Origin of the sequence: Bradyrhizobium sp. JR4.1 (genome assembly GCF_040548605.1) — a bacterium.
In the GTDB taxonomy this organism is placed as follows: domain Bacteria; phylum Pseudomonadota; class Alphaproteobacteria; order Rhizobiales; family Xanthobacteraceae; genus Bradyrhizobium; species Bradyrhizobium canariense.
Genome location: NZ_JBEPRY010000010.1, coordinates 100968 through 126846 on the forward strand (window position 1 = coordinate 100968; position 25879 = coordinate 126846).

Consider the following 25879-nt stretch of genomic DNA (forward strand, 5'->3'; position numbering starts at 1 on the left):
GTTACAAGGTGTCACGGAGGAGACGAGGCTCGAAACGGCGACTCTTTGGCGGCGTAGGAATACGGTATCGGGCCGCCAAACGCTGCGAACGAGCAGTCACAAACGCATTTTTTCATCAATTGTGGATGCCGGCCGTTCGCGCTAAGCATCGGGTTGGGGCAAGCCACCATGCAAAGAATGTCATGACCGAACGGCCTTCCGCTCTCGCGGTCGATCGCCGCGGGTTCATTCGCCTGGCGGGCACAACCGCCGCGGGGTGGCTGGCGCTCGGCGCAGCATCTGATCGCGTGCGGGTCGTGGCATCGCTGACGGCGTTGCCGCTAGACGACGAACTGACCAGAAGGAGCATGATCGACAGCCCGACCTCCCGCCTGGGCGGCCTCATCGTGGGCTTGAGGCAGCGAGGCTGGGTCGAAGGGGTCAATTTCCGCCTTGAGCTCCGTTCGACCTTCGGCGCGCCGGATAGACTGAAAACCGCAGTTCAGGAATTGCTGGCGCTCAAGCCGGATGTGATCCTGACCGGCTCGACGGTCGAAACCGCGGCCGTCCTGGAAGCCACGAAAACCATCCCGATCGTGTTCGCGACCGCCAACGATCCCGTCGGCAACGGCTTCGTCGAAAGCCTCGCCCACCCCGGCGGCAACGTGACCGGCTTCACCAACAGCAGCGCCGAGATGGGTGGCAAATGGCTTCAGCTCATCCGGGAGGCCGTGCCGGATCTTGCGCGCGTCGGTATCCTGTACAACCCGGCGACCACACCTCGCGGCGGCAGATTCTTCCTCGACTCCATCGAGCAAGAGGCCGCACTGTCCGGCGTGTCCGTGGTCCCCGCCCCCGTCAGCGCGCCATCGGAGATCGACGAAGCCGTCAGGCCCTTTTCCGAAGCGCCCAAGGCGGCGATGATTGCGCTGGTCGACAGCTTCCTGGTGGTCCACCGGCAGGCTGCGGTGGCCGCGGCGGCCAAATATCGCGTGCCCACGATTTACCCGTTCTACTATTTCATGGATGCGGGCGGGCTGATGAGCTACGGGCCGACGCTCGAAGTGCGCTCGGCTGACTATGTCGATCTCATCCTGCGCGGCACCAAGGCCGGCGATCTGCCGGTGCAATCGCCGCGGAAATACGAGCTCCTGATCAACCGTACGGTCGCCCGCACACTGGATTTGACGATCCCATTCACGCTGCTCGCGCGCGCCGACGAGATCCGCGAGTGAACGAGACGATCGACCAGGGAGATCTGCGGCCACCTCCCGGCCGGCTGTTCCGCAAATATCTCTACTCGATCGTCGCACTCGCTTTTGCCGCGCTCGCCATCAACACCGGCTTCGACGTCTGGTTCTCCTATCGCGAGCAGAAGCAGCTCCTGGCGGCGACCCAGCGCGAGCAGGCAGCAAGCGCCGCCATCCAGATCGGCCAGTTCATCGGCCAGATCGAAAACCAGATCAGATGGCTCTCGCGCCTGCCCCCGGAGCTGTCCACGAACGAGGACCAGCGTCTGAACGCCATCCGCCTCCTGCGCCTCTCGCCCGCGATCGCGGAAATCGCCGAGCTCGACGCCGGCGGCCGCGAGCAGGTGCGCGTGTCGCGCCGTGTCGCGGACAGGATCGGCAGCAAGGCCGACCTCTCCGCCTCGCAGGCCTTCCGCGGCGCCAATGAAAGCCGCGCCTATTACGGGCCGGTCTACTTCCTCGGCGACACCGAGCCGTTCATGACGCTCGCCACGCGCGGAACGGGCCTCACGCCGGATGTGATTGTCGCCGAGGTCAATCTTCGCTTCATCTGGGACCTCGTCGCCGGGATCAGGGTCGGCAACACCGGCAAGGCCTATGTCGTCGATCGGATGGGGTTGTTGATCGCGCATCCCGATTTGTGGCCGGCATTGCGTCGCAGCGATCTCTCCGGCCATGCCGACGTGCGCGCCGCGCTCGATGGCGTCGGGCCGCCCGCCGGCGGCCTGGTCAAGGAAGATCCGTCCGGTCAACGCGTGCTGTCGACCTACGCGACGGTCCCCTCGCTGGGCTGGCTGGTGTTCGTCGAGCTGCCGCTCACCGAAGCCTACGCGCCGATCTATGCGTCGATCGGACGCTCGACTTTTCTCCTGGTCATCCTGCTGGCATGTGCGGTGCTGGTCTCTCTGTTTCTAAGCCGGCGCATGACCGTGCCGATCCAGATCCTGACGCAAGGCGCGCGGCGGATCGGCAGTGGCGACCTCGGCCTGCGGCTCGCGATCAAGACTGGTGACGAGCTGGAGGCGCTGGGCGATCAGTTCAATCGGATGGCCGCTCACTTGCGCGAATCCTATGCGACGCTCGAGCGCAAGGTGATCGAGCGCACCTCCGAACTGGAAAAGACCCGCGACCAGGCCCTTGCCGAGCACGATGCCGCCGAGCGCGCGCGCAGCGCGGCGGTGGCGGCCAACGAGACCAAATCGCGCTTTCTCGCGGTCGTCAGCCACGAGCTGCGCACGCCGCTGAACGGCGTCATGGGCGTGCTGCAACTGCTCGACGATGGCAGCCTCGGCGAGGCGCCGCGGCGTCACCTCACGACGGCGGCCGCGTCGGGCGAAACGCTGATCGCGCTGGTCGACGGCATCCTCGAATATGCGCGCCTGGAGGCCAGCGCCGAGACTCTGGAGACCCGCGATTTCCGCCTCGACCAGCTCATCGAAACGGCGGCCGATCTGATGCGTCCGCAGGCCTCTCACAAGGGCCTCTCCTTCGATCTCGCCTGCGATGCGACGATCAATACCTCCGTGCACGGCGATCCGGTGCGGCTCAATCGCATTCTGCTCAATCTGATCGGCAACGCGATCAAGTTCACCCCGCGCGGCGGCATCGGCCTGAGCGCAGCGGCCGACGGACATGACGATCATGTCCTGCTGCGCATCACCGTTCGCGATACCGGCATCGGCATCGCGCCCGACATGCACGAGCGGATTTTCGAGGATTTCGTCCAGGCCGACGACAGCATCGCGCGGCGGTTCGGCGGCACCGGCCTTGGACTGGCGATCGCGCGGCGCCTCACCCACCTGATGCGCGGCGAGCTGACGGTGGCGAGCACGCCGGGTGCGGGCAGCTCGTTCATGCTTGAGGTCCCGCTTGGCCTCGCCGCGAGCGGCATCGCGCAAGGCGCGGACCAGCCGCCATCGCGGCAGCTTCGCGTGCTGCTGGTCGACGACGACCCCGTCAATTGCGAGATCGGCGAAGCGATGTTGAAGAGGCTCGGCCACCACGCCACCATCGCCACGAACGGCGCGTCGGCCATCGCACTCGCCCGCGATCACGCGTTCGATATCATCCTGATGGATCTGCACATGCCCGACATGGACGGCGTCGAGGCGGCATCGCGGATTCGAAAGCTCGGTCTGCCCACGATGCCGCGCATCATCGCGGTAACCGCCGACATGTCACGCCGCGCCCGCGAGCGGCTCGCGGGCGCAGGCATTGCCAGGATCGTCAGCAAGCCGATCCTGATCAATGCGCTGCGCGAGGCGATCGAGGACGATGCCCAGAACCAGCCGGCCGCGACGCAGCTCGCGGTAGGCGCATTGATCGACCGGCATTTCCTTGCCGACCAGAAGGAGCTGCTGGGCGCGGCGCAGATCGCAAAACTCCATCATTTGCTGCGGGAGACCAGCGAGAAGCTGATCACGGACATTACCGAAGCCGCCGCGGCCGGCGATCGCAAGCAGCTCGCGCGGTCCACGCACCAGCTCGGCAGCGCCGCCGGCGCGCTCGGCCTGGTCCGCCTGTTCGAGCGCTGCAGCGAGGTCGAGCTGGCAGCAGCCTCGATGTCCTCGCCGGAATCCCAGAGCGCCGCACGCGAGCTCGCCGCGATTCGAAACGCTTCGATGAGTACGCTGGATGAATTGCTCTGGCCTGCCGAAGATCGTACGGTCAACTAGACGATCCCCTCGGTATGACGATGCGCGAAATAGAACTCGACGCCAGCAGCTGGAAAACTGTTCAGGACTTTCGACTGGCGCTTAAGATTGCGATAGGGGGCGCCGGAATGGCATGGCGACATTATCGGAGCTTTTCTAGACTCGATTTTTGGAGGCGGGATGAACGCCCTCAAACCTCCCTATGTAATCAAAGTCGTGAACACGGCCAAATTGGTGCCCGAAGTCAAGGAGATGGTCCACGACTTTTCATCTGCGATTGCGAGGACACGAGCGCGTAGGCTTGCGCGCGTTGGCGAGGATGTCGCGGTTCGGTTCGAGATCGAAAACTAGGGAAAATCTGGTCGTGCGCTCATAGCCCTGCGCCCCGTTAGCGGGTTCGCACACCCGCTTCGTCATCCCGGCCAAACCGCTCCACCAGGAAATCGATGAACAGCCGCACCTTCACCGACAGATGCCGGGTCGGCGGATAGACCGCATAGAGCGCGAGCGGCGGCGCGGAATACTCGTCCAGCACCGTTCGCAGTTCGCCCTTTCGCAAAGCATCCGCGGCGATGAACTCCGGGAGCAGCGCGAGCCCCCTGCCCTTGACCGCGACATCACGCAGCACTTCGGCATTGTTGACGCAGAGCGACCAGGCCGGCTGGATTCAGTGATCGCCGTCGATGCCGGTGAGCTTCCACTGATTGCCCGTGAGCAGGAAGCCGTAGGTCAGCGAGGCGTGCCCGCGCAGATCCTGCGGATGTTTTGGGGTGCCGTGACGCGCCAGATAATCCGGAGAAGCGCAGATCATGCGCGCTACCGGCATGATCTTTCGCGCGATCAAGCTCGACGATTCCAATTCCGCGATCCGCAAGGTCACGTCAAAGCCGTCCTGGACGGGATCGAGCAGATCGTCGCTGAGCACGAGCTGGAGCTGTAGCTCCGGATATCGCGACATGAAATCGGCAAGCACCGGCCCGAGCCGCAGGGTGCCGAACGACATCGGCGCGTTGACGCGCAACAGGCCGCGCGGCGCCGACTGGGCTTGCGCCACGGCCTGGTCGGCCGCCTCGATCTCCGACAGGATCACGACCGCGCGCTCGAAATAGCGCTGGCCGTTCTCGGTCGGGCTCGCATGGCGCGTGGTTCGGTTCAGGAGCTGCACGCCGAGGCTCTCTTCGAGGTCGGCGATGTATTTGCTGATCGCCGAGCGCGACAGCCGTAACTGCCGGCCCGCCTCGGCAAAACTGCCGCTTTCGACCACCTTTACGAAGGCCCGGAGGCTGGCGACCTTATCCACGGGCCGGCGCCGGCAATTGTTTCCAAATCGTAGACATAGACGTCATATTTGCATGGATTGTCTCCAATCCAAAGCGGAACGATATTTCCGGTCAGAGCAAGACCGCTCCCCGAATTCAGGAGGACGACCATGTCTGGACTGCACCATGTGACCGCGATCGCGGGCGACCCCATCAGGAATTTCGGCTTTTACACCCGTGATCTCGGCCTGCGCTTCGTCAAGAAGACGGTCAATTTCGACGATCCCGGCACCTATCATTTTTATTATGGCGACGAGACCGGCCGCCCCGGCACCATCCTGACCTTCTTTCCCTGGGCCGGCGTGCCGGCCGGGCGCCGCGGCGTCGGCGAGACGCACCAGACCGCCTTCCGCGTGCCGCAAAGCTCGCTCGGCTATTGGACGCAGCGCTTCGTCGAGAAGGGCATCGCTTACGAGGCGCTGGAGAAGCGCTTTGGCGAGTCCGTGCTGCCATTCACAGACCCTGATGGCATGGCGCTCGCGCTCGTCGGTGTCCCCGGCGCCGAGAGCGAGCGCGGCTGGAGCAACGGCGACGTTCCCGCCGAACATGCGATCCGCGGCTTCCACGGCGTGACCTTGCTGCTCGACAGCGCGGCGAAGACGGCGGCCGTCCTCACCGACGTGTTCGGCTTCAAGGAGACGGCGCGCGAAGGCTCGGTGATCCGCTTCAAGGCACCGGGCGATGTCGAAGGCAGCGTGGTCGACATCTACGAGGCCAAGGGCTTTTTGCGCGGGCACCAAGGTGGCGGCTCCGTGCATCACATCGCCTTCCGCGCGGCCGACGATGCCGAGCAGGGCAAGATGGCGCAAAGGCTCGTGAGCAATCACGGCCTGCATCCGACCGAGCAGAGGGACCGCAACTACTTCCGCTCCATCTACTTCCGCGAGCCTGGCGGCGTGCTGTTCGAGATCGCCACCGATATCCCCGGCTTCGCCGTCGACGAGCCCGTCGCGACGCTGGGACGCGACCTGAAGCTGCCGAGCTTCCTCGAAGCGCAGCGCAAGCAGATCGAGGGTGTTCTGCCCAATTTGGAAGAGAGGGTGTCGTGACCGAGAATTCATTCATCCATCGCTTCGAGCCCGCGACCGGCGCGGGCTCCCCTCCGCTCCTGCTACTGCACGGCACCGGTGGCGACGAGAACGATCTGCTCGGGCTTGGCAAGATGATCTCGCCCGGTTCGGCCCTGCTCTCGCCGCGCGGACGCGTGCTCGAGCACGGCATGCAGCGCTTCTTCCGCCGCCTTGCCGAAGGCGTGTTCGACGAGGACGACGTGCGCCGCCGCGCGCACGAACTCGGCGGCTTCGTTGCGGAGGCACGGAAGCGGTATGGCCTCGCCGCGCCGGTCGCGGTCGGCTTCTCCAACGGCGCCAACATCGCAGCCGCGCTGCTGCTGTTGAAGCCGGACGTGCTGGCAGGCGCGATTCTGCTCCGCGCCATGGTGCCGCTGTCGGATCCGCCGAAGGCCGAGCTCGGCGGCAAGCCCGTCCTGCTTCTGTCAGGGCAGGCTGATCCGATCGTTCCGGCGAACAATTCGGCGAAGCTTGCCTCGCTGTTGTCGGAAGCCGGAGCGCGGGTCGAACACAAAGTGTTGCCGGCAGGCCATCAATTGTCGCAAACCGATTTGACGCTCGCCCGCGACTGGATCGGCACATTCGCCGCCGAAGTCGTCTGATCCCGAAGAGCGGCGCATCGTTGTCGAACGGTGCGCCGCTATTTCATTCGAACCAGCCGCGTCGCTTGAACCAGATCAGCGGCAGCACGCCGCTGGCAATGATGGCAAGCCAGGCCAGCGGATAGCCGAACGTCCAGTCCAGCTCCGGCATGTGCTTGAAGTTCATGCCCCAGATGCCGACCAAAATCGTGGGCGGCACGCCGACGACCGAGACGATGGTCAGGATCTTGAACAGCTCGTTCTGCTGGATATTGATGAAGCCGAGCACGGCATCGAGCAGAAGCTGGATCTTGTCCGACAATCGCGTCTCGTAATCGCCGAGCGAAGCGACATCCTTCGAGACGGCCTCGAGGCGCTTCTTCGACGCGGCCGTGATCCATTCACTCCCGACATCGCCGGCAAACGAGGCGACGCGTCCGACGCCAAGCAGGACATCGCGCGCCTTGGCGAGCCGATCGGCCAACTCCCCGATGTTCTCCAGCGCCTCGCGCATCCGCCGGCTGGAGCGAACCGGCCGCTTGGTGCGAACGAGCCCGCCTTTGAAGACGCCCCGCGAGAGCCTGTCGACCTTCGCGCCGAGATGCTCCAGAACATCGGCGCCGCGGTCGACCATGGCCTCGACCAGGCTGGTGAACACGCACATGCCGTTCTCCAGGCTGTCGTCGGAACCGATACGCTCGCCGATGTCGTCGAAGATCGGCAGCTGCGCGAAGCGCACCGTCACCAGCACGCGAGGGCCGATGACGAATCCCACCGGCGTGATCTCGGGCTCGTTGTCCTCGTTGAGCCGGACCGCCGGCGAGCTGAGATAGAGCGTGCCGTTGTCGAGGATCAGGCGGCTCGACGCTTCGATCTCGCTGAGCGAATCCTCGGACGGAACGCGTATCCCGAGCAATCGTTCGACGAACTGCTTTTCCTCCGCGGTCGCGTCCAAAAGATCAGCCCAGATGATCTCGGACGGCATCTGCGCGCCGATCTTCTGCCAGTCGTCAGATGGCCACCTGTACAGTTTGAGCAAGAACCGAACTCCGCATACCCTCGCGCCGGATCGCACGGCCTGCGGCCATCCTGCCTCGAGCTAACGCATGAGGGTTCCGAACGTTCAAAGTCGGGGGGAGCATCGGGCCGGCGCAATCAAACCAAGCGGCCGCGGCCTTCTTCGATGATGCCATCATGCCAGTGTTTTGCCCGACGCGTCAACGGCATCGCCGCAAACCATTCAAATCGCGTGACGCGCAAGTCATTGAAATGACTATCCCCGGCTACTGTGCATGGGGTTGTTTTTCAGGTTTTTGTTTGGACCGGTCTCGTGACGATCTCTTCCGTTGGGAGAGATCGTCACCGAAATCGCGCAATCGACCTGGGCGACCCTACTCCCACGCCCACATCGAGAAATCGTTCTCAAACTGCGGGACTTCCTTCCAGACGCCTTTCAGCTTCTTGCTGGCGACGGTGGGCCATTGCGGCTGGAACAGGTAGGCGGAGGCTGCGTCGGTTGCCAGCATCCGCTGGGCGTCGCCGAGAAGCCTGGCACGCGCCGTGTCGTCCGGCGTCGACACGATCTGCTTGTACAGTGCGTTGAAGGCGTCGTTGTTGTAGCCGAGGTAATAGTCGGGCTCGGTGACCTTGACGAGGTCGAATGGCTCGACGTGGCTGACAATGGTGAGGTCAAAATTATGCGGGCCATTGCCGGCGAACACCTGCGACAGCCATTGCGCCCATTCCACGTTCTCGATCTTGGCGATGATGCCGACCTTGGCAAGCTGGGCCGCGACAATCTCGCCGCCTTGCCGCGCATAGGGCGGCGGCGGCAGCTTCAGCGACAGCTCGAGCGGCGCGGTGATTCCAGCCTCGGCGAGCAGCTTCTTGGACTTGTCGGGATCGTAAGGGTTGATGCCGGTGGTATCGACATAGCCGAGCGATCCCGGCGTGTAGAAGCTGCCGATCGGCGTGCCGAATCCTTCGACGGCACCCTCGATGATCGCCTTGCGGTCGATCGCAGCGAGAATCGCGCGGCGAACGCGGACGTCGTCGAGCGGCTTCTTCCGATGGTTGATGGCGACAATGGTCTTGGCTTTGGAGCCGCCGATCAGCACCGTGAAGCGCGGGTCGGCCTTGAACTGGGCAACGACGCGAGTCGCGATGCGCGGAAAAGCGTCTACGTCGCCCGAGAGCAGCGCCGCGGCCTGAGCCGCGGGATCAGAAATGAAACGGATCGTCACCTTGGAGAGCTTGATCGCCGATGCGTTGCGATAGTCGGCCCATTTGTTCAGGGTCATCGACGACCCCTTGGCCCAGGCGCCGAACTGGTAAGGTCCGGTCCCGACCGGCTGCGTGATATTGGTGGCAGCGCTTTTCGGCTCGACGATCGAGGCGCTTGCCTGCCCCATCAAGAACGGGAAGTTCGGCTCGGGGTTTTTCAGGGTGATCACGACCGTGTCGGCGTCGGGCGCGGCAACGGACTCGAAGCTCTGGAACAGGCTCTTGTCCTTATTGGTGCTGGTGGCACCAGCATTGCGTTCGAACGAGAACTTCACCGCGGCGGAATCGAACGGCTCGCCATTGTGGAATTTGACGCCCTTGCGCAGCTTGAACGTATAGGTCTTCAGATCGGGCGAGGCCGTCCAGCTCTCCGCCAGCAATGGCGAGGTCGAGCCGTCTTCGTTGATCTTGGTCAGCGTCTCGTAGATGTTGTAGAGCGTGACTTCGGCGATCGCCGCTGCGGCGGCGTTGGTCGGATCGAGCCCGGGGGGCTCCAGCGTCATGCCCATGACGACGCTGTCCTTCTTGCCTTGCGCCAGTACCGGCAACGGTGCCGCAGCAAACGCAGCGGCACATGCAACGACGAATAATTTCCTGAACATGCGTAACTCCCCGGCCTTCTGTTGTCCCAACCTACGCCAATCCCGGCGCGGACGCTAACCTTCGACGGGCAATTGCGGCAACGCCATCACGGCTTCCGCCTTGTGACAGGCGGCCAGATGCGTCTCGCCCACCTTGCGTAGCTCAGGCAGAACCTCGCAGCAATGCTGATCGGCCAGCGCGCATCGCGAGACATAGGGACACCCGGTCGCGACCGCCGATTGCGAGGCGATCGCCTGGGCCCCGCGCCGGCGCCGGCCGCCGCCGGCGCGCACCCGCGGCACGGCATCCAGCAGGGCCCGTGTATAGGGATGGGCGCAGCGCTCGAACAAATCCTCCGGCCGCCCCTGCTCGACGACACGGCCGAGATACATCACCGCGACCTCGTCGCAGAGATAGTCGACGACGGCGAGATCGTGGCTGATCAGGACGTAACTGAGACCGAACTGCTCCTGGAGGTCCTGCATCAGGTTCAAGACTTGCGCCTGCACGGAGACGTCGAGCGCGGAGACCGGCTCGTCGGCGACGATCAACTTCGGCTGGGTGATCAGCGCGCGCGCGATGGCGATGCGCTGGCGCTGGCCGCCGGAGAATTCGTGCGGATACTTCTCCATGTCGGCACTACGCAGGCCCACCTGCTGCAGCACCGCGGAGACGCGGGCACGTAGCGTCGTACGATCAATCCCCTCCAACACGGTGAGCGGTTCGGCGACGATACGCGCGATGGTCTGGCGTGGGTCGAGCGATCCGTAGGGATCCTGGAACACCATCTGGAAATCGCGGCGGGCGCGGCGCAATTCGTCGGCGGAGATGCGGTTGAGGTCGCGGCCGAGCAGCGCGACCTGCCCCGATGTCGGCCGCTCCAGCGCCATCACCACCCGCGCGAAGGTCGACTTGCCGGAGCCGGATTCGCCGACGATGCCGAGGCTCTTGCCGGCGTCGACCCGCACGCTGACACCGTTGAGCGCGCGCACCTGCCCCGGCGGGCGGAACACGCTTTCGCGCGGCAGCGTGTAGCGCTGCTCGATATCCTTGACGTCGAGAAGAGGCGCCGTGCTCATGCGGTCAGCGCTCCGACGCGTTCGGCCATGGAGACGTCGGTCCGGATGCAGCGCACGAAGTGGCCGGGTCCGACGTCCACCATCGGTGGAAGCGCGGCCCGGCACTGCTCGATCACGAGCGGACACCGATCGGCGAAGGTGCAACCGGACGGCAGATCGGCGAGCTCCGGGACCGTGCCCGATATCGTCATCAGCCGCGTCCCCTTGCGTGCGCCGAGTTTCGGCCGGGCGCGGAACAGGCCTTGCGTGTAGGGATGTCCCATCCGGCGGAACACCTCGTCGGTCGGTCCGCTCTCGATGATCGTGCCGCCGTACATCACCATCATGCGTTGCACGTTCTCGGCGATGACGCCGAGATCGTGCGAGATCAGGATCATCGACATGCCGCGCTCCTCGACCAGATCGGCGATCAGGTCGAGGATCTGGCCCTGAATGGTGACGTCGAGCGCCGTGGTCGGCTCGTCCGCGATCAGAAGGTCCGGCTCGCAGGCGAGCGCCATCGCAATGGTGACGCGCTGACGCTGGCCGCCGGAGAACTGGTGCGGATAGGCATCGACGCGCCTGGCCGGATCGGGCAGCCCGACGCGGTCGAGCAAGGCGATCGTTTCTCGCCGCGCCTGCGATGCCGAGTATTTCTTGTGACGCCGCAGCGGCTCGGCGACCTGGTGGCCGATCGTGTGCATCGGGTTGAGCGCGGTCATCGGCTCCTGGAAGATCATGCTGATGCGATTGCCGCGCAGCCGACAATAATCCGCGTCCGACAAACCAGCGAGTTCGCCACCATCCAGCTTGATGCTGCCGGTGACGACGGCGCTGTCCGGCAGCAGCCCCATCAGCGACAACGCCGTCACCGACTTGCCGCAGCCGGATTCGCCGACCAGCCCGAGCGTCTCGCCGCGCTTCAGGGCAAAGCTGACGCCGCGCACGGCCTGTGCCGGCCCGCGGCTGGTGTTGAGGCGCACGCCGAGATTTTCGACCTCGATCAGCGGCATGGTAGAGCGCTCGCTCATCGTCATCGCTCCCGCGCCAGTCGAGGGTCGAGCAGATCGCGTAGACCGTCGCCGAGCAGATTGAGGCCGAGCACCGCGATTGCAATCGCAGCGCCCGGATAGACCGCGAGCATCGGCGACTGGAACAGCAGCGTCTGCGCGTCGTTCAGCATCCGTCCCCAGGACGGCTGCGGCGGCTGCGTGCCGAGACCGAGATAGGACAACGCGGCCTCGGCAAGAATCGCGAGCGCAAACTGGATCGTCGCCTGCACGATCAGGATCGACATGATGTTGGGCAGCACGTGCTCGATGGTGATGCGAAACTTGCCCTTGCCTGCCGCGCGCGCGGCCAGCACGAATTCGCGCGCCCAGATCGCGTTGGCCGAGCCGCGCGTCAGCCGGATCAGCGTCGGGATCTGGAAGATGCCGATGGCGACGATCGAGGTCACCATGCCCGGCCCCGCGACCGCGGCGAGCATGATCGCGGAGAGCACGGCCGGAAAGGCGAAGGTGAAATCGGAGAAGCGCATGATGATCTCTTCGGTCCAGCCCCGCCTGGCCGACGCGATCAAACCGAGACAGACGCCGAAGGTGAGGCCGATGCTGACCGCGATGATGCCGACCATGATGGTGGAGCGGGCGCCGGCCAGCAGCAGCGAGACGATGTCGCGGCCGAAGACGTCAGTGCCGAGCCAGTGCGCGGCCGAGGGCGGCTGGAGCTTTGCGGCGATGTCGATCTCATAGGGCGACCAAGGCGTCCACAGCAGCGACAGCAGCGCCGAGGCGAGAACCAGCAGGCTCAGCGCGCCGCCGAGCACGAAGCTGCGATGACGCAGCGCGCGGCGCCAGAAGGTCCGGGCCGGCAGAGGGCGCGCTGTGGCCGGCGCATCGACGAGGGTGGTCAGCGGCGCGCTCACAGATCGTGGACCTTGATGCGGGGATCGACGAAGGCATAGAGCACGTCGACCACGAAATTGACGATGACGACCATGGTCGCGAGCAGCATCACGCAGTTGCGCACCACGATGAGGTCGCGGTTGGCGATCGACTGGAAGATCAGGCGGCCGAGGCCCGGCAGATAGAACACGTTCTCGATCACGATGGTGCCGGCGAGCAGATTGGCGAATTGCAGGCCCATCACCGTCATCACGGGAATCATGGCATTGCGCAGCACGTGCTTCCACAGCACCTCGCGCTTGCCGAGCCCTTTTGCGCGCGCCGTGCGGACGAAATCCTCGCGCAGCACTTCCAGCACCGCCGAGCGCGTGACGCGTGCGAGGATCGCGGCCTGCACCACCGCGAGCGATACCGCCGGCAGCAGCAGCGACTTGATCCCGATCCAGATGCCGTCCTCCCAACCGGGAAAGCCGCCCGCGGACAGCCATTGCAGCCGCACCGAAAACAACAGCACCAGCAGGATCGCGAACCAGAAATTCGGCAGCGCGATGCCCACCTGGGTCAGCGACATCACGCCGACGTCGCCGAGCTTGTTGTGGTTGGCGGCGGTGTAGATGCCGGCCGAGAGCGCCAACGTCACTGTGATCAGCATGGACATCATCGCGAGCGGAACGGTCAGCACCAGCCGCTCCGCAATCAGGCTTGCGACCGGCGTGCCGTAGACATAGGAGTTGCCGAGATCGCCGACGAGCAGCCCCTTGATCCATTGCAGATAGCGAAGCGCCAGCGGCTGGTCGAGCCCGAGCTTGACGGTGAGCGCACGGACCGCATCTGGCGAGGCGTCGGCGCCCATCAGCATCTGCGCGGCGTTGCCCGGAAGAGCATCCAGCACCAGGAAAATGATCACGGACGCGCCGACCAGCGTCGCCAGCAAGGTCAGCACACGTCGGAGGACAAATACGCTCATGCGCGCTCGGATTCAGGGCTCATCCGCAGCACGATCAACATGTCCGAGCACCGGAGGCAAGTGCTTTGCGAACAAGTCCTTTGCATGTCCCTCTCCTCAAGCCGGCCAGCGGGACAGGAGGTCATGCGAGGCTTCGAACAACGCGCTCGCGCGCAGCAAGTCGGCATCGCTGCGGAAGCGGCCCACGAGTTGCAAGCCGATCGGCAGGCCGTCGCGGCCAAAGCCGCAGGGCAGACTGATCGCGGGGTGCCCGGTCATGTTGAACGGCATGGTCCAAGGGAACCAGTGCGGCCGGACGCTGTCAAACTGCCTGCCGTCGATCTCGATGGTGCCGAACAGATCCTGATCGATTGGCAGGGCGGTGCGGGTGATGGTCGGCATCGCCAGCAAATGCCCGCGCGCAAGCAGGGATTGCACCCGGCGGAACAGCGCCGTGCGGGCGAACATCGCCTCCTGATAGGCGACGCCGCTGACGTCGGTGGCAAGCGCAAGCTGCTTGAGGAAGGCCTCGCTCAGCGCGTCCCCATGCTCGGCCGCGAGTTTTGCAAAGCGCGTCCGCCAGACGGTGTGATTGATGGCGCGCCAGATCGGCTCGATGTCGAACCCCTCGCCGGAGAATTCCTCGAGCTCGGCGCCGAGCCCTGCCAACCGATCGAGGCTCACCTTGAAGCCGGCTGCGACGTCGGCAGAGACAGGGCGTCCGGGCGGCGACATGCAATACAGGATTTTCTGCCCACGCAGATCGCCGCGCGGGGCGGCCGTGCCGATGAAATCGGACACGGGAACGCCGATCGACCAGGGATCGCAAGAATCCTCGCCGGCCATCGCCTGCATCATCAGCGCGGTGTCGGCGACGGTTCGCGTCATCGGCGTGACATAGGTCTGGTTGCCGAACACGTCCAGCGCCTGGCTATGCGGGATGACGCCGTTGCTCTGCTTCAGCCCGACAACGCCGTTGCAGGCGGCGGGAATTCGCGTCGAGCCGCCGCCATCGGTCGCGATCGCCAGCGGCGAGATGCCGCTCGCCACCGCCACCGCCGCGCCGCCGCTGGAGCCGCCGGAGGAACGCTCGGCACTCCACGCATTGCGGGTGCGGCCGAACAGCGGCGAGTCGGTCAGGCATTTGCTGCCGAATTCGGGCGTCGTGGTCTTGCCGATCAGGATGGCGCCTTGCGCGCGGAGCCGCGCGACCGCGACGGCATCCTCGTCCGGAACATTGTCCTTGTAGGGAATGGCGCCGAAACTGGTCTTCACGCCCTTGGTGTTGACAATGTCCTTGACGGTGACGGGGATGCCGTGCAGCAGGCCGAGCGGCCCGCCGGCCATCAGCTTGCGCTCTGCCTCGCGCGCGGCGGCAAGCGCCTCGTCGCCGCAGATCGTGATGAAGCAGTTCAGCTCGGGCTGGAGCGCTTCGGCGCGGGCGAGCACCGCGCGGGTGAGCTCGACGGGCGAGATCTGCTTTGTCGCGATGAGGCCGCGCAGCACGGTTGCGGACAGCAGGCAGGGATCACCGTTCATCGTCACTTCGCTCCGAACCCGGCCGCCGGTGGCCGATAGCATTGACAGCCAGGATGACAGTTTTGTTAACTCGCCGCCAATACGATTTTGAACACCAACCCATACGTTTTCGGTATGCCAATGGATCTTCGCCGGCTCCGCTATTTCGTCGCCGTCGCCGAGGCGCGCAGCGTCGGCAAGGCCGCCGAGCGGCTGCGGATGGCGCAGCCGCCGCTCTCGGTCCAGATCCGCAAGCTGGAGGCCGAGGTCGGCGCGCCGCTGTTCCGCCGCGGCACGCGCGGCATGGATTTGACCGAAGCGGGCCAGGCGCTGCTGGCGCGCGCCGGCGGGGCGCTGGCGCTGGCGGCTGACGGCATCGAGGCCGCGCGCGCGGTCGCGGCCGGTAGCCGTGGTCGGCTGTCCGTCGGCTACATGTTCGTGCTGGCGAACGCGATGCTGCCGCGTCTCATCCCCGAGCTCCGGCGATCCATTCCCGGCGTCGATCTCGATTTCGCCGAGCTCAGTGCCTCGACGCGCGAGGCGCGGCTGCTCGACCGCAGCGTCACCGTCGCGATCTGCATGCCAGCCATCAACCACCCCGAGATCCAGGTGGCCCGGATCGGCGCGCAGCCGTTCATGCTGGCGGTGCCAAACCGTTCGCCGCTTGCGCGCCTGAGCGCGGTGCCAATGACACGACTGCAGGGCCGTCCGCTGATCGCGCTGCCGCCGCCGGAGCGGGACCCCTCCTCCTCCGCGGTCGCGGCCCTGCTGCGGCGGCATCAGATCGTGATGCCGATTGCGAGCCGGGTGGAGACGGTACATTCGGCGATGAGCCTGGTTCTCGCCGGTGAAGGCCTCGCCATCCTGCCCGCCTGCGCCCAGCTCGGGGCGCCGCGCGGGGTCGTGTTCCGGCCGCTGCGGGACGCAAGCGATTCCATCGACATCGCGGTCTGCTGGCGGCGCGACTCCCAGACTCCGCTGATCCGCACTTTTCTGAAATGCGCCGAGAAGGCTGTCGCTCGGCTGTGAGGCGTGCTTCCCCTCTCCCCTTCTTGTGGGAGAGGGTGGCTCGCCGCGTAGCGGCGAGACGGGTGAGGGGTTCTCTCCGCGCGTGACCTCATGCTTGTGAATTCGCGGAAGCAACCCCTCATCCGGCGCTTCGCGCCACCTTCTCCCACAAGGGGAGAAGGAAAAAGCGAATTACCAGCTCCAACTGATCTCGTGGCTCCAGGGCGGATCGGCGCCCGGACGGGTGCAGGTCAGCCCAGCGCAATTGGCGGCAAAGGACAGCGCGCGGCGGAGCTCGTCCTCGCCGATATCCTTTAGTTGCTGTCGGGCGAGACGTCCCTGCTTGTGCAGGGCGAACAACAACGCCGCCTGAAAACTGTCACCCGCGCCGATGGTGTCGGCGACCACGACCTTGGGGGCGGCGACCTCGATCTGCCCTGCCCCCGCATGCCACGCGATCGCACCGTTGTCGCCACGGGTGATGACGACGAGGCTCGCGCCGCGTGCGAGCAGCGTGCTCGCACGCTGGTGATACGGCTCCTCGGCGAACAGATAGGTAAAATCGACGTCCGACATCTTGATGAGATCGGCGCTGGCCGCAAACTCGGCCATGCGCGCGAGATAAGCCGGCTTGTCGTTAACGAGGTTGGGCCGGCAGTTCGGATCAAAAGAGATTGTCGAGGACGCCCGTGCGTCCGCGATCAGGGCCTTGGTTTCGGTCGCGCCCTGGTCGTTGACGAGCGTGGTCGAACCGACATGGAGGGCTTCAACAGTATCGAACGGAATGGACCCGCGCCGGTAGGTCCAGTTCCGTGTCGCGGTCTCGGCATCATAGAACGCGTAATGCGACTCGCCGGCGAGAATACGAACAAAGGCGAGCGTGGTCTGGTGTTCGCTGCGGGTGGCGAGGGCGAGCTCGACATTGGATGCAGCGGCGTGGTCGGCGATCATGCGCCCGAACATGTCGGTCGAGATGCCGCCGACAAAGCCGGTCGGCGCGTCCAGGCGCGCCATGCCGATCGCGACGTTGAGGCAGGAGCCGCCGACGGCGGGCATCACCGCTTCGCGCGCGTCGATGTTTCGCGTCGGGACGAAATCGATCAGCGCATCGCCGCAAGAAATCAACATCCGTTTCAACCTCCGGCCATTCCACGCATCGCGGCGCGGCTGCCGCGATCGACCTCGCGCAGCAATCTGTAGACCTCGCGTTTGCGGGCGTGGAAGGCGGCGATGTCGGGCGTGGTCGGCTCGCTCTTCCGTCCCAGCGCCGACATCTTTGCCATGGTCTCCCCGATCGAGGCATAGGCGCCGCCGGCGACGGCGCCAAGCATGGCGGCACCGAGCAGCACCGGCTCCGTGGTCTGCGGCAGCGCCACGGTGAGGCCAGTCGTATCGGCCATGATCTGCCGCACCAGCGGACTGCGGCTGGCGCCGCCGCCCATGATCATGATGCTGGAATGGACGCCATGCGCGGCAAAGGCCTCGATCACCTCGGCAAGCCCATAGGCGAGCCCGCACAGACCGGCGACGAACAGCCGTTCCATCGAGGCGATGTCGGTGTCGAGATCGAGGCCCGCGATCACCGCGCGCGTATCAGGATCGGCGTAGGGCGAGCGGTTGCCGATGAACTCGGGAAGCACATGGACGTCGCGGGCCAGCAGCGCGGCGCGGCTGGCGCCGCCTGCGCGTGCGATGATGCGGCGCTCGAGAAACTCGATGAGGTCGAGACCGTCGCTGCGCGCAGCCGCGCTCGCTTCGGCGTGGCCGGGATGCGATTTGAGAAGATGGTCGATCGCAGCGCCCGCAGCGGACTGCCCGCCCTCGTTAAGCCAGAAATTCGGCACCATGCCGGAGTAATAAGGACCCCACACGCCCGGCACGAAGCACGGTTCTTTCGTGGTCGCCATGATGCAGGCCGACGTTCCCATGATGTAGGCGAGGCGGTCGGAGACATCTGTGGCGCCGTCCGACTCATCTCGGCCGCCGATTGCGCCGATGCCGCCGGCGTGGGCATCGATCAGGGACGCTCCGACCGGCGTGCCCGGTGACAAGCCAAGATCGGCAGCTGCCGTACCGGTTAGACCGGCGCCGAGCCGCGTGCCGGGCGCGACAATCTCGGTGCCGATGCGGGCGTATTTCTCGTTGACGAAGTCCGACAGGCCGATGCGCTTGAAGAATGGCGCGCTCCAGCCACCACCGTCATGCGCAAGGTAGTTCCATTTGCAGGTGACCGTGCAGGTCGAGCGTTGCAACGAGCCGGTGGCGCGCCAGCTCAGGTAATCCGCCAGATCGAAGAAGTGCCCTGCGGCGTCGAAGCTCGCGCGCATATGCCGCTTCAGCCACAGCAGTTTCGGCATCTCCATCTCGGGCGAGATCGAGCCGCCAACATAGCGCAGCACGGCATCACCGGTTTCGTTGATCAGCCGCGCCTCGGCCGTGGCGCGGTGATCCATCCAGACGATGACGTTGCGCTGCCGGTCGCCGGAGGCGCTGATGGTGAGCGGCTCGCGTTGCCGGTCGAGCACCACGAGGGAGCAGGTGGCATCGAAACCGATACCGCCGACGCTGTCGGGCGCGATTGCAGCTTCCGCCATCGCGGCCCGTACCGACGCCGTGCAAGCGTCCCAGATATCCTGGGACGACTGCTCGACGACATCGCCGGCCTCATGCCAGATCCTGATCGGATGTTTGGCCGTCGCCAGCAAGGTGCCCGCCTCGTCGAACACCCCTGCCCGCGTGCTATTGGTCCCTACATCGACACCGATATACGCTCGCGGCATTGTCGCCCCCGGAAGCTGTCGTCAATTTTGACGCAAGCCTACCAGCAAGTGTAGCCGCCATCCACCAGCACGATGCTGCCGGTCATCAGGCTCGCGGCCTCAGAAGCCAGGAACAGCACGACGGAGGCGATCTCCTCGACCTGCCCCATCCGTGCCATCGGGGTTCCACCGATCCAGGCATCGTACATTCTCGGATTGCTCTTCACGAAGGCGTTGAGCGGCGTCTCGATATAGGTCGGCGCGACCGCGTTCACGCGGATGCCGCGCGCCCCCCATTCGGCGGCGAGCGATTTCGTGAGATGGTGCACGCCGGCCTTGGACGCGTTGTAGAAGCACTGCTCCTGCGGCTTGTTGACGATGAATCCGGACATCGATCCGACATTGACGATGGCGCCGCTCTTGGCGTTGAGCATGTGCTTGCCGAACTCGCGGCAGCACCAGAAGGTGCCATTGAGATTGACGTCGATGACGTTGAGCCAGTGCTCGTCGGTCACGGTCTCCGCCGGCGTCTCGCTGCGGGCGATGCCGGCGTTGTTGACGAGGATGTCGACCTTGCCGTGGCGGGCAACGAGGTCGTTGGCCACTTCCGCCACGCGCTTGGTGTCGGTGACGTCCATGATCGCCGTCTCGGCGTCGTAGCCCTTCGCCTTCAGGCTGGCCTTCGCAGCGTCGGCGACCTTGCTGTCACGATCGCCGATGACGACCCTGGCGCCGGCTTCAGCCAGCGCTTCGGCGCAGGCGAGCCCAATGCCCTGCCCGCCGCCGGTGATGAACGCGATCTTGCCGTTCAGCTTGAATTTTTCCAGGTACATTTTGGTCTTTCCGGTTTTCTTGCCGTTTCTTGTCAGTTCCGAATGGCGTTACCGCTCGCGTCGAAGCGATGGATGCGCGCGGGCTCCGGCACCAGCGATACATGGTCGCCGGCGTGCAGGCTCAATTCACCGATGTAGCGCGCCGTCAGCATGCCGAGCTGACCGGCATCGACATAAAGGAAGGTGTCGCTGCCGAGATGCTCGGCCACCGCGATCGTTCCCTGCCAGCCGCCGGCGCCGTCGCGCTCGATCTTGAGATGCTCCGGCCGTACGCCGATCGTTGCCGCGCCCTTCTGCAAGGCGTGCTCGCCGGTGACGAAGTTCATCTTGGGCGAACCGATGAAGCCGGCCACGAAGAGGTTGGCCGGCTTCTCGTAGAGATCCAGCGGCGAGCCGTATTGCTCGATCTTGCCGCCGTTGAGCACCACGATCTTGTCGGCCATGGTCATGGCCTCGACCTGGTCGTGGGTGACATAGATCGCGGTGGTGCCGAGCTGCTTCTGAAGCCGCGTCACCTCGATCCGCATCTGCACGCGCAGCGCCGCGTCGAGATTGGAGAGTGGCTCGTCGAACAAAAACGCCTTGGGCTCGCGGACGATGGCCCGCCCGATCGCGACGCGCTGGCGCTGGCCGCCGGAGAGCTCGCGCGGCTTGCGATCGAGATAAGGCGTGAGATTCAGCGTTGCGGCGGCGGCCTCGACCTTGCGGTTGATCTCGTCCTTGGCCAGCCCCGCCATCTTCAGGCCGAAGCCGATATTGCCGCGCACGCTCATATGCGGATAGAGCGCATAGGACTGGAACACCATCGAGAGCCCGCGCTTGGCCGGCGGCGTGTCGACCACGTTCTTGCCGTCGATCAGGATCTTGCCGCCGGAGACGTCCTCGAGCCCCGCGATCAGCCGCAAGAGCGTGGTCTTGCCGCAGCCCGATGGCCCCACGAACACCACGAACGACCCATCGGCGATCTCGAGGTCCGCCCCCTTGATGATGTGCACGGGGCCAAAGGATTTCTGCACATCCTGAAGTGTGATCTGACCCATGATCCGGCAGCCCTTCCTACTTTACCGCGCCAAAGGTGAGCCCGCGCACGAGCTGCTTCTGGCTGAACCAACCGAGGACGAGAATAGGCGCGATCGCCAACGTGGAAGCCGCCGACAGCTTTGCCCAAAATAGCCCTTCCGGGCTCGAATAGGACGCGATGAACGTGGTGAGCGGCGCAGCGTTCGAGGTCGACAGATTGAGCGTCCAGAACGCCTCGTTCCAGGCCAGGATCAGGTTCAGCAGCATGGTCGATGCGAGCCCCGGGATCGCCATCGGCGTCAGTACGTAAATCAGTTCCCGACCGATGGTAGCGCCGTCCATGCGCGCGGCTTCGAGGATGTCGCGCGGGATCTCCTTGAAATAGGTGAACAGCATCCAGATCACGATCGGCAAGTTTCCGAGGCACAGGATGAGGACGAGGCCGATGCGGGAATCGAGCAGGCCGAAGGACTTGTAGATCAGATAGATCGGCACCAGCACGCCGACCGGCGGCATCATCTTGGTCGAGAGCATCCAGAGCAGGATGTCCTTGGTGCGCTTGGTCGGCGAGAACGCCATCGACCAGGCGGCGGGGATCGCGATCAAAAGCGCAATGAGCGTCGAGCCGCCGGCGATGATGATCGAGTTCATCGCGTGGAGGAAATAGTCGCTGCGCTCCTGCACCGTCGCGTAGTTCTCGGTGGTCCAGTGGAAAAACACGAAGGACGGCGGAATCGCGAAGGCCTCAAGTTCGGTCTTGAAGCTCGCCAATACCATCCAGAGGATCGGGAAGAAGATCAGGAAGCCGAAGAACCACGCCCCGATGGTCGAGACCACCACCCGCTGCCTCGTCGCCATCCGCGCCATGTCTCATGCCTCCAGGTTGCGACCGACGATACGGACGAGGAAAAAAGCAACGATGTTGGCGATCACGACAGCGACGAGGCCGCCCGCCGAGGCGGTGCCGACATCGTACTGGATCAGTGCCTGCGAATAGATCAGGAAGGCGATGTTGGTGGTCGACAGTCCCGGGCCGCCGCCCGTGGTGACGTAGATTTCAGCAAAGACGGTGAGCAGGAAGATCGTCTCGATCAGGATCACCACCGTGATGGGGCGCGCGAGGTGCGGCAGCGTGATGTAGATGAAGGTCGAGACCGCGCTGGCACCGTCCATTTCGGCGGCTTCCTTCTGTTCCTCGTCGAGCGACTGCATCGCGGTGAGCAAAATCAGCGTCGCGAACGGCAGCCATTGCCATGACACGATCAGGATCACGGCGAGCAGCGGCGCGTCGGTGAACCAGTCGATCGGCGTCAAGCCGAACAGCGAGGCGATCCAGGCAAACAGCCCGGACACTGGATGCATCAGCAGGTTCTTCCAGACCAGCGCGCTCACCGTCGGCATCACGAAGAACGGCGCGATCACCATCAGCCGCACGATGTTGAGGCCGATCACGGGCTGGTCGAGCAACAGCGCCAGCGGAATTCCGAGCAGGACGGTCAGCGCCAGCACCGAGCCGACCAGCACCAGCGTGTTCTGGAGCGAGGCGAGGAAGGCGGGATCGGTGAGGAAGTAGCGGAAATTTTCCAGCCCGACGAACGATTCTGAGCCGGGATCGAGCAGACTGTAGTGCAGCGTCGAGAAATAGATCGTCAACGCGAGCGGGACGATCATCCAGATGAACAGCAGCCCGACCGCCGGCGTCAGGAGCGTCCGTGCGAGAAGCTGCGTCTGCCGGGTTGCCATTGTTGGCCTCTCCGCTTGCGGGAAGAAGGCGGCCATCCATCCTTAGCGGTGGATGGCCGCAAGTCTGAGCTCAGGAGGGAGAGATCGAGCTCACTTGATGTAACCCGCGCGCTTCATCTCGCGCTCGGTTGAAGATTGCGCCGCGGTGAGCGCGGCATCGACCGTCATCGATCCCGCAAGCGCGGCCGAGAATTGCTGGCCCACCTGCGTGCCGATGCCCTGGAATTCGGGGATCGCCGCATATTGCACGCCGACGTAGGGCACCGGCTTCACCGTCGGCTTGTTCGGATCGGCGGCGTCGATCGAGGCCAGCGTCAGCTTCGCGAACGGGGCGACCTTCAGATATTCAGGGTTTTGGTAGAGCGAGGTTCGGGTGCCCGGCGGCACGTTGGCCCAACCCTCCTTCGCAGCCACGACCTTGGTGTAGTCCTTGCTGGTGGCCCAGGCGATGAACTTCTCGGCGGCTTCCGCTTTCTTCGAGCCGGCGGGGATTGCGAGACTCCAGGCCCACAGCCAGTTGGCGTTCTTGCCGAGCCCGGTGTTGGGCGCCAGCGCGAAGCCGACCTTGTCGGCGACCTTGGAGTCCTTCGGATTGGTGACGAACGACGCCGCGACCGTGGCATCGATCCACATTGCGCACTTGCCGGCATTGAACAGCGCGAGGTTCTCGTTGAAGCCGTTCGAGCTCGCACCGGGAGGGCCGGCCTGCTTCATCAGGTCGACATAGGTCGTGAGCGTCGCCTTCCATTCCGGCGTATTGAACTGCGGCTGCCACTTCTCGTCGAACCAGCGTGCGCCGTAGGAATTGGCCATGGCCGAGAGGAACGCCATGTTCTCGCCCCAGCCAGCCTTGCCGCGAAGACAGATGCCGTAGACGCCGGCGCTCTTGTCGGTGAGCTTCTTGGCAGCGTCGATGACGAAATCCCAGGTCGGATTTTCAGGCATCTTGAGGCCGGCCTTGTCGAACAGGTCGGTGCGGTACATCACCATCGAGCTCTCGCCGTAGAACGGCGCGGCGTAGAGCTTGCCGTCGACGGAGACCGCATCCTTGATCTTGGGCAGGAGGTCGGCGACGTCGTAGTCGGCGCCAAGATTGGCGAGCGGCACCAGCCAGCCCTTCTTGGCCCAGATCGGCACCTCGTAGGTGCCGATGGTGAGAACGTCGAACTGGCCGCCCTTGGTGGCGATGTCGGTGGTGACGCGCTGGCGCAGCACGTTCTCTTCCAGCGTCACCCATTTGACCGATATATCGGGGTTCTTCTTGGTGAATTCACCCGTCAGCCCCTGCATGCGGATCATGTCGCCGTTATTCACGGTGGCGATCGTCAGGGTGGTTTCGGCCATCGCGGGGACGGCCAACAACAGGCAAGACGCGCCACAGACGGCGCCGAGGACGTGTTTCACGGTGACCTCCCTAAGCTCGCGCTTTTGAGCATATGCCCACGCGTTGGGCGTATGTTCGACTGAGGGCGCGCCGTTGTCAAGCAGGCACAAAGATGTTCGCGCAACTTATGAGTGCTGCGATGCGGGAGTGATGAGAGCTGCCGCCTCGCACTCAGCTGTCATGCCCCGCGAAAGCGGGGCATCCAGTACTCCGTGCCGCCTGTTGATTTGCCCTAAGCGAGGCCGCGGCGTACTGGATCATCCGCCTTCGCGGATGATGACAGCAGTGCGAGAGGCGCTATCGCCGCCCTACCGCTCCAGAATCGCCCTTGCGGTCGCCTCGTCCGTGATCAGGCCATTGATCAGCCGCCCATTCAGCGCCGCCGCGATCGCCGGCACCTTGGCGGCGCCGACGGCGGCGCCGATCGTGGTGGTCTTCGCCGGGACCTCCGGCGGGATGCTGGTCAGGCGCTTGTTGGTTCCGGCCTTCAGCAGCCGACCCTTGGAATCATAGGCCCAGCCGGTGATCTCGCCGATCGCCCCCTGCCGCATCATCTCGAACAATTCGTCGCGGGTCACGAAGCCGTCGACATGGACCTGCGCCTTCTGGTCCATCTGGCCGATGCCGACGAGGCGCAAATCCGCCTTGGCCGCGACCGCCTTGACCTTCGCGATCGGCTCGATCCGGACCATCTTGTTGCGCTCATCCTCGGACGACATCAGGAACGGTAGCGGCATCGGATAGTGCCGCGCACCGGTGCGGTCGGCGAGCCGGCCGACGGTGTCGTAGAAGCTCGCCGAACCGTCGGCGGAGATATTGCCGACCAGCGAGACGATCTGGTGGTTGGGCCGGTCGATCGGCGTGACGCGCTCGACCGCGGCGCGCACGGCGCGTCCCGTCCCGAGCGCGACGATGACGGGGGTTTCCGAACGCAGGGTGGAATCGAGCAGGTTGGCACAGCGTTCGGCAATGCCCGCCGTGGCCTGCGGCGCGGCGGAATCCGCCGGCACCACCTCGCAATGGCTAAGCTCGAAACGCTCCTTCAGACGCGCCGCCAATTCCATGCACGCGGCGATGGGATGTTCGAGCCGGAAGGTGATCAGCCGTTCCGCGAGACACAGCGACACCAGCCGCTGCGCCGACGCGCGCGACACCTGGAGCATCTTCGCAATCTCGTCCTGGGTGTGACCGGCAATGAAATAGAGCCAGCCGGCACGCGCGGCGTCATCGAGCCTGGACTTTTCATTCTCGGCGGCCATGGCAGGCGTCAGGCGTCCTTCCAGAAATCGATCATGCGCGCGAAGACCCGGTCGGCCCCCGCACCCGACAGTATAGCCTGCCCGTCGCGTCCGCGATAATGGCCGCCGCCGGCAAATCCCCAGACTGTCATGCCGGCCGCCTTGCCCGCCTGCACGCCGCTCGCACTGTCCTCGATCACCAGCGTGCGCGCAGGTTGCGCGCCCATCTGCTCGGCCGCGTAGAGAAAGAGATCGGGCGCCGGCTTGCCGTGCCTGACCATCTGCGCCGTGTAGATCCGGTCGCCGAAATGCGCCCGCAGGCCGGTGACGTCAAGGGAGAGCGCGACACGGTCGATGTCGCTGGACGACGCCACGCAGAATGGCGCCCGCAATTCCGATATCACGGCGGCCACACCCGCGATCGGCTGGAGTGATCCGGCGAACGTGCTCAACACATGCGACTTCAAGCGCGGCAGAAAGCCGTCCGGCACGACCTGCCCGAGATCCCGATAATGCTGCTCGACCGCCTTGGTGCTGCGTCCGAGAAAGAGCTCGAACGCCTGCTCCGGACTCAGCGCGATGCCACATTCGGCCAGCACGTCGGACAGGCACCGACAGCTCAACAGCTCACTGTCGACCAGCACGCCGTCGCAGTCGAAGATGATCAGATCGAGTTTCGGCCGGCCCTGGTCCATCCAGCCATTCGATCATATACCCATAGCATGGGCAATAGCTCACCAGAGAACG

Annotated in this window: 21 protein-coding genes and 1 pseudogene; 5 read left to right on the forward strand and 17 right to left on the reverse strand. The window is 65.0% G+C overall.

All coding sequences use genetic code 11. The features are described 5' to 3' along the window. Positions 1–182 precede the first annotated feature (182 nt). Both ABIB90_RS20745 and ABIB90_RS20750 read left to right on the forward strand, forming a co-directional pair. A complete protein-coding gene (locus tag ABIB90_RS20745; RefSeq protein WP_354127529.1) occupies positions 183–1214 on the forward strand; it encodes an ABC transporter substrate-binding protein in 1032 nt (343 codons plus the stop codon). Then, complete coding sequence (locus ABIB90_RS20750) at positions 1211–3904, forward strand: hybrid sensor histidine kinase/response regulator (RefSeq protein ID WP_354164574.1); 2694 nt, start codon at positions 1211–1213, stop codon at positions 3902–3904. Before ABIB90_RS20745 ends, ABIB90_RS20750 begins: the two co-directional genes overlap by 4 nt. Before the next feature lie 367 nt (positions 3905–4271). Here the strand turns inward: ABIB90_RS20750 and ABIB90_RS20755 are convergent. Beyond that, a pseudogene (locus ABIB90_RS20755) lies at positions 4272–5183 on the reverse strand (LysR family transcriptional regulator). Between the two features lie 129 nt (positions 5184–5312). On the opposite strand from ABIB90_RS20755, the gene ABIB90_RS20760 reads away from it, so the two are divergent. Further along, positions 5313–6251: a ring-cleaving dioxygenase gene (locus ABIB90_RS20760; protein ID WP_354164570.1), complete on the forward strand. Its 939-nt coding sequence runs from the start codon at positions 5313–5315 to the stop codon at positions 6249–6251. After that, positions 6248–6874 (forward strand): alpha/beta hydrolase, encoded by a 627-nt coding sequence (locus ABIB90_RS20765; RefSeq protein WP_354164567.1) that lies wholly within the window; start codon positions 6248–6250, stop codon positions 6872–6874. Before ABIB90_RS20760 ends, ABIB90_RS20765 begins: the two co-directional genes overlap by 4 nt. A 43-nt stretch (positions 6875–6917) precedes the next feature. Here the strand turns inward: ABIB90_RS20765 and ABIB90_RS20770 are convergent, their stop codons facing one another. The 7 genes from ABIB90_RS20770 to ABIB90_RS20800 form a co-directional block, all read right to left on the reverse strand. Beyond that, positions 6918–7892, reverse strand: a complete 975-nt coding sequence (locus ABIB90_RS20770) for a magnesium transporter CorA family protein (protein ID WP_354164564.1) — start codon at positions 7890–7892, stop codon at positions 6918–6920. A gap of 352 nt (positions 7893–8244) precedes the next feature. Continuing rightward, a complete protein-coding gene (locus tag ABIB90_RS20775) occupies positions 8245–9738 on the reverse strand; it encodes an ABC transporter substrate-binding protein (RefSeq protein ID WP_354164562.1) in 1494 nt (497 codons plus the stop codon). Between the two features lie 54 nt (positions 9739–9792). Continuing rightward, complete coding sequence (locus tag ABIB90_RS20780) at positions 9793–10797, reverse strand: ABC transporter ATP-binding protein (RefSeq protein WP_354201296.1); 1005 nt, start codon at positions 10795–10797, stop codon at positions 9793–9795. Beyond that, on the reverse strand, positions 10794–11807 hold the full coding sequence (locus tag ABIB90_RS20785; protein ID WP_354201297.1) for an ABC transporter ATP-binding protein: 1014 nt from the start codon (positions 11805–11807) through the stop codon (positions 10794–10796). Before ABIB90_RS20785 ends, ABIB90_RS20780 begins: the two co-directional genes overlap by 4 nt. 2 nt (positions 11808–11809) lie before the next feature. After that, positions 11810–12703, reverse strand: a complete 894-nt coding sequence (locus ABIB90_RS20790) for an ABC transporter permease (protein WP_354164553.1) — start codon at positions 12701–12703, stop codon at positions 11810–11812. After that, entirely contained in the window at positions 12700–13650 is a 951-nt protein-coding gene (locus tag ABIB90_RS20795; RefSeq protein ID WP_354164550.1) for an ABC transporter permease, read from the reverse strand. Before ABIB90_RS20795 ends, ABIB90_RS20790 begins: the two co-directional genes overlap by 4 nt. 96 nt (positions 13651–13746) lie before the next feature. Further along, positions 13747–15168 (reverse strand): amidase, encoded by a 1422-nt coding sequence (locus ABIB90_RS20800; protein WP_354164547.1) that lies wholly within the window; start codon positions 15166–15168, stop codon positions 13747–13749. A 120-nt stretch (positions 15169–15288) separates the two neighbouring features. On the opposite strand from ABIB90_RS20800, the gene ABIB90_RS20805 reads away from it, so the two are divergent. Then, on the forward strand, positions 15289–16176 hold the full coding sequence (locus ABIB90_RS20805; RefSeq protein ID WP_354164544.1) for a LysR family transcriptional regulator: 888 nt from the start codon (positions 15289–15291) through the stop codon (positions 16174–16176). Between the two features lie 171 nt (positions 16177–16347). Here ABIB90_RS20805 and ABIB90_RS20810 read toward each other — a convergent pair whose 3' ends face one another. The 9 genes from ABIB90_RS20810 to ABIB90_RS20850 form a co-directional block, all read right to left on the reverse strand. Beyond that, positions 16348–17283 carry a carbohydrate kinase family protein gene (locus ABIB90_RS20810; RefSeq protein WP_354164541.1) on the reverse strand — a complete coding sequence of 312 codons (936 nt, stop codon included), beginning with the start codon at positions 17281–17283 and terminating at the stop codon, positions 16348–16350. 5 nt (positions 17284–17288) lie between these two features. Next, positions 17289–18935, reverse strand: coding sequence for an FGGY-family carbohydrate kinase (locus ABIB90_RS20815; RefSeq protein WP_354164538.1), 1647 nt, complete (start codon positions 18933–18935; stop codon positions 17289–17291). Positions 18936–18973: 38 nt separating this feature from the next. After that, positions 18974–19747, reverse strand: a complete 774-nt coding sequence (locus tag ABIB90_RS20820) for an SDR family NAD(P)-dependent oxidoreductase (RefSeq protein WP_354164535.1) — start codon at positions 19745–19747, stop codon at positions 18974–18976. A 32-nt stretch (positions 19748–19779) separates the two neighbouring features. Next, positions 19780–20787 carry an ABC transporter ATP-binding protein gene (locus ABIB90_RS20825; RefSeq protein ID WP_007593209.1) on the reverse strand — a complete coding sequence of 336 codons (1008 nt, stop codon included), beginning with the start codon at positions 20785–20787 and terminating at the stop codon, positions 19780–19782. A gap of 16 nt (positions 20788–20803) precedes the next feature. Beyond that, positions 20804–21634 (reverse strand): carbohydrate ABC transporter permease, encoded by an 831-nt coding sequence (locus ABIB90_RS20830; RefSeq protein ID WP_354164532.1) that lies wholly within the window; start codon positions 21632–21634, stop codon positions 20804–20806. Positions 21635–21637: 3 nt separating this feature from the next. Continuing rightward, the gene (locus tag ABIB90_RS20835) at positions 21638–22510 is read right to left on the reverse strand and encodes a carbohydrate ABC transporter permease (protein WP_219680968.1); all 873 of its coding nucleotides are present in this window, start codon (positions 22508–22510) and stop codon (positions 21638–21640) included. Positions 22511–22600: 90 nt separating this feature from the next. After that, positions 22601–23914, reverse strand: a complete 1314-nt coding sequence (locus ABIB90_RS20840) for an ABC transporter substrate-binding protein (RefSeq protein WP_219680967.1) — start codon at positions 23912–23914, stop codon at positions 22601–22603. 288 nt (positions 23915–24202) lie between these two features. Then, the gene (locus ABIB90_RS20845; protein ID WP_354164527.1) at positions 24203–25153 is read right to left on the reverse strand and encodes a sugar-binding transcriptional regulator; all 951 of its coding nucleotides are present in this window, start codon (positions 25151–25153) and stop codon (positions 24203–24205) included. 8 nt (positions 25154–25161) lie between these two features. Further along, positions 25162–25827 carry an HAD family hydrolase gene (locus ABIB90_RS20850; protein WP_354164524.1) on the reverse strand — a complete coding sequence of 222 codons (666 nt, stop codon included), beginning with the start codon at positions 25825–25827 and terminating at the stop codon, positions 25162–25164. Positions 25828–25879: the final 52 nt, after the last annotated feature.

Excerpts from the sequence above, each read along its gene's own strand:
- ABIB90_RS20825 (WP_007593209.1), bottom strand. The coding sequence starts at position 20,787 with ATGGGTCAGATCACACTTCAGGATGTGCAGAAATCCTTTGGCCCCGTG.
- ABIB90_RS20820 (WP_354164535.1), bottom strand. The coding sequence starts at position 19,747 with ATGTACCTGGAAAAATTCAAGCTGAACGGCAAGATCGCGTTCATCACC.
- ABIB90_RS20815 (WP_354164538.1), bottom strand. The coding sequence starts at position 18,935 with ATGCCGCGAGCGTATATCGGTGTCGATGTAGGGACCAATAGCACGCGG.
- ABIB90_RS20810 (WP_354164541.1), bottom strand. The coding sequence starts at position 17,283 with ATGTTGATTTCTTGCGGCGATGCGCTGATCGATTTCGTCCCGACGCGA.
- ABIB90_RS20800 (WP_354164547.1), bottom strand. The coding sequence starts at position 15,168 with ATGAACGGTGATCCCTGCCTGCTGTCCGCAACCGTGCTGCGCGGCCTC.
- ABIB90_RS20775 (WP_354164562.1), bottom strand. The coding sequence starts at position 9,738 with ATGTTCAGGAAATTATTCGTCGTTGCATGTGCCGCTGCGTTTGCTGCG.
- ABIB90_RS20780 (WP_354201296.1), bottom strand. The coding sequence starts at position 10,797 with ATGAGCACGGCGCCTCTTCTCGACGTCAAGGATATCGAGCAGCGCTAC.
- ABIB90_RS20845 (WP_354164527.1), bottom strand. The coding sequence starts at position 25,153 with ATGGCCGCCGAGAATGAAAAGTCCAGGCTCGATGACGCCGCGCGTGCC.
- ABIB90_RS20835 (WP_219680968.1), bottom strand. The coding sequence starts at position 22,510 with ATGGCAACCCGGCAGACGCAGCTTCTCGCACGGACGCTCCTGACGCCG.
- ABIB90_RS20850 (WP_354164524.1), bottom strand. The coding sequence starts at position 25,827 with ATGGACCAGGGCCGGCCGAAACTCGATCTGATCATCTTCGACTGCGAC.
- ABIB90_RS20760 (WP_354164570.1), top strand. The coding sequence starts at position 5,313 with ATGTCTGGACTGCACCATGTGACCGCGATCGCGGGCGACCCCATCAGG.
- ABIB90_RS20795 (WP_354164550.1), bottom strand. The coding sequence starts at position 13,650 with ATGAGCGTATTTGTCCTCCGACGTGTGCTGACCTTGCTGGCGACGCTG.
- ABIB90_RS20805 (WP_354164544.1), top strand. The coding sequence starts at position 15,289 with ATGGATCTTCGCCGGCTCCGCTATTTCGTCGCCGTCGCCGAGGCGCGC.
- ABIB90_RS20745 (WP_354127529.1), top strand. The coding sequence starts at position 183 with ATGACCGAACGGCCTTCCGCTCTCGCGGTCGATCGCCGCGGGTTCATT.
- ABIB90_RS20830 (WP_354164532.1), bottom strand. The coding sequence starts at position 21,634 with ATGGCGCGGATGGCGACGAGGCAGCGGGTGGTGGTCTCGACCATCGGG.
- ABIB90_RS20785 (WP_354201297.1), bottom strand. The coding sequence starts at position 11,807 with ATGAGCGAGCGCTCTACCATGCCGCTGATCGAGGTCGAAAATCTCGGC.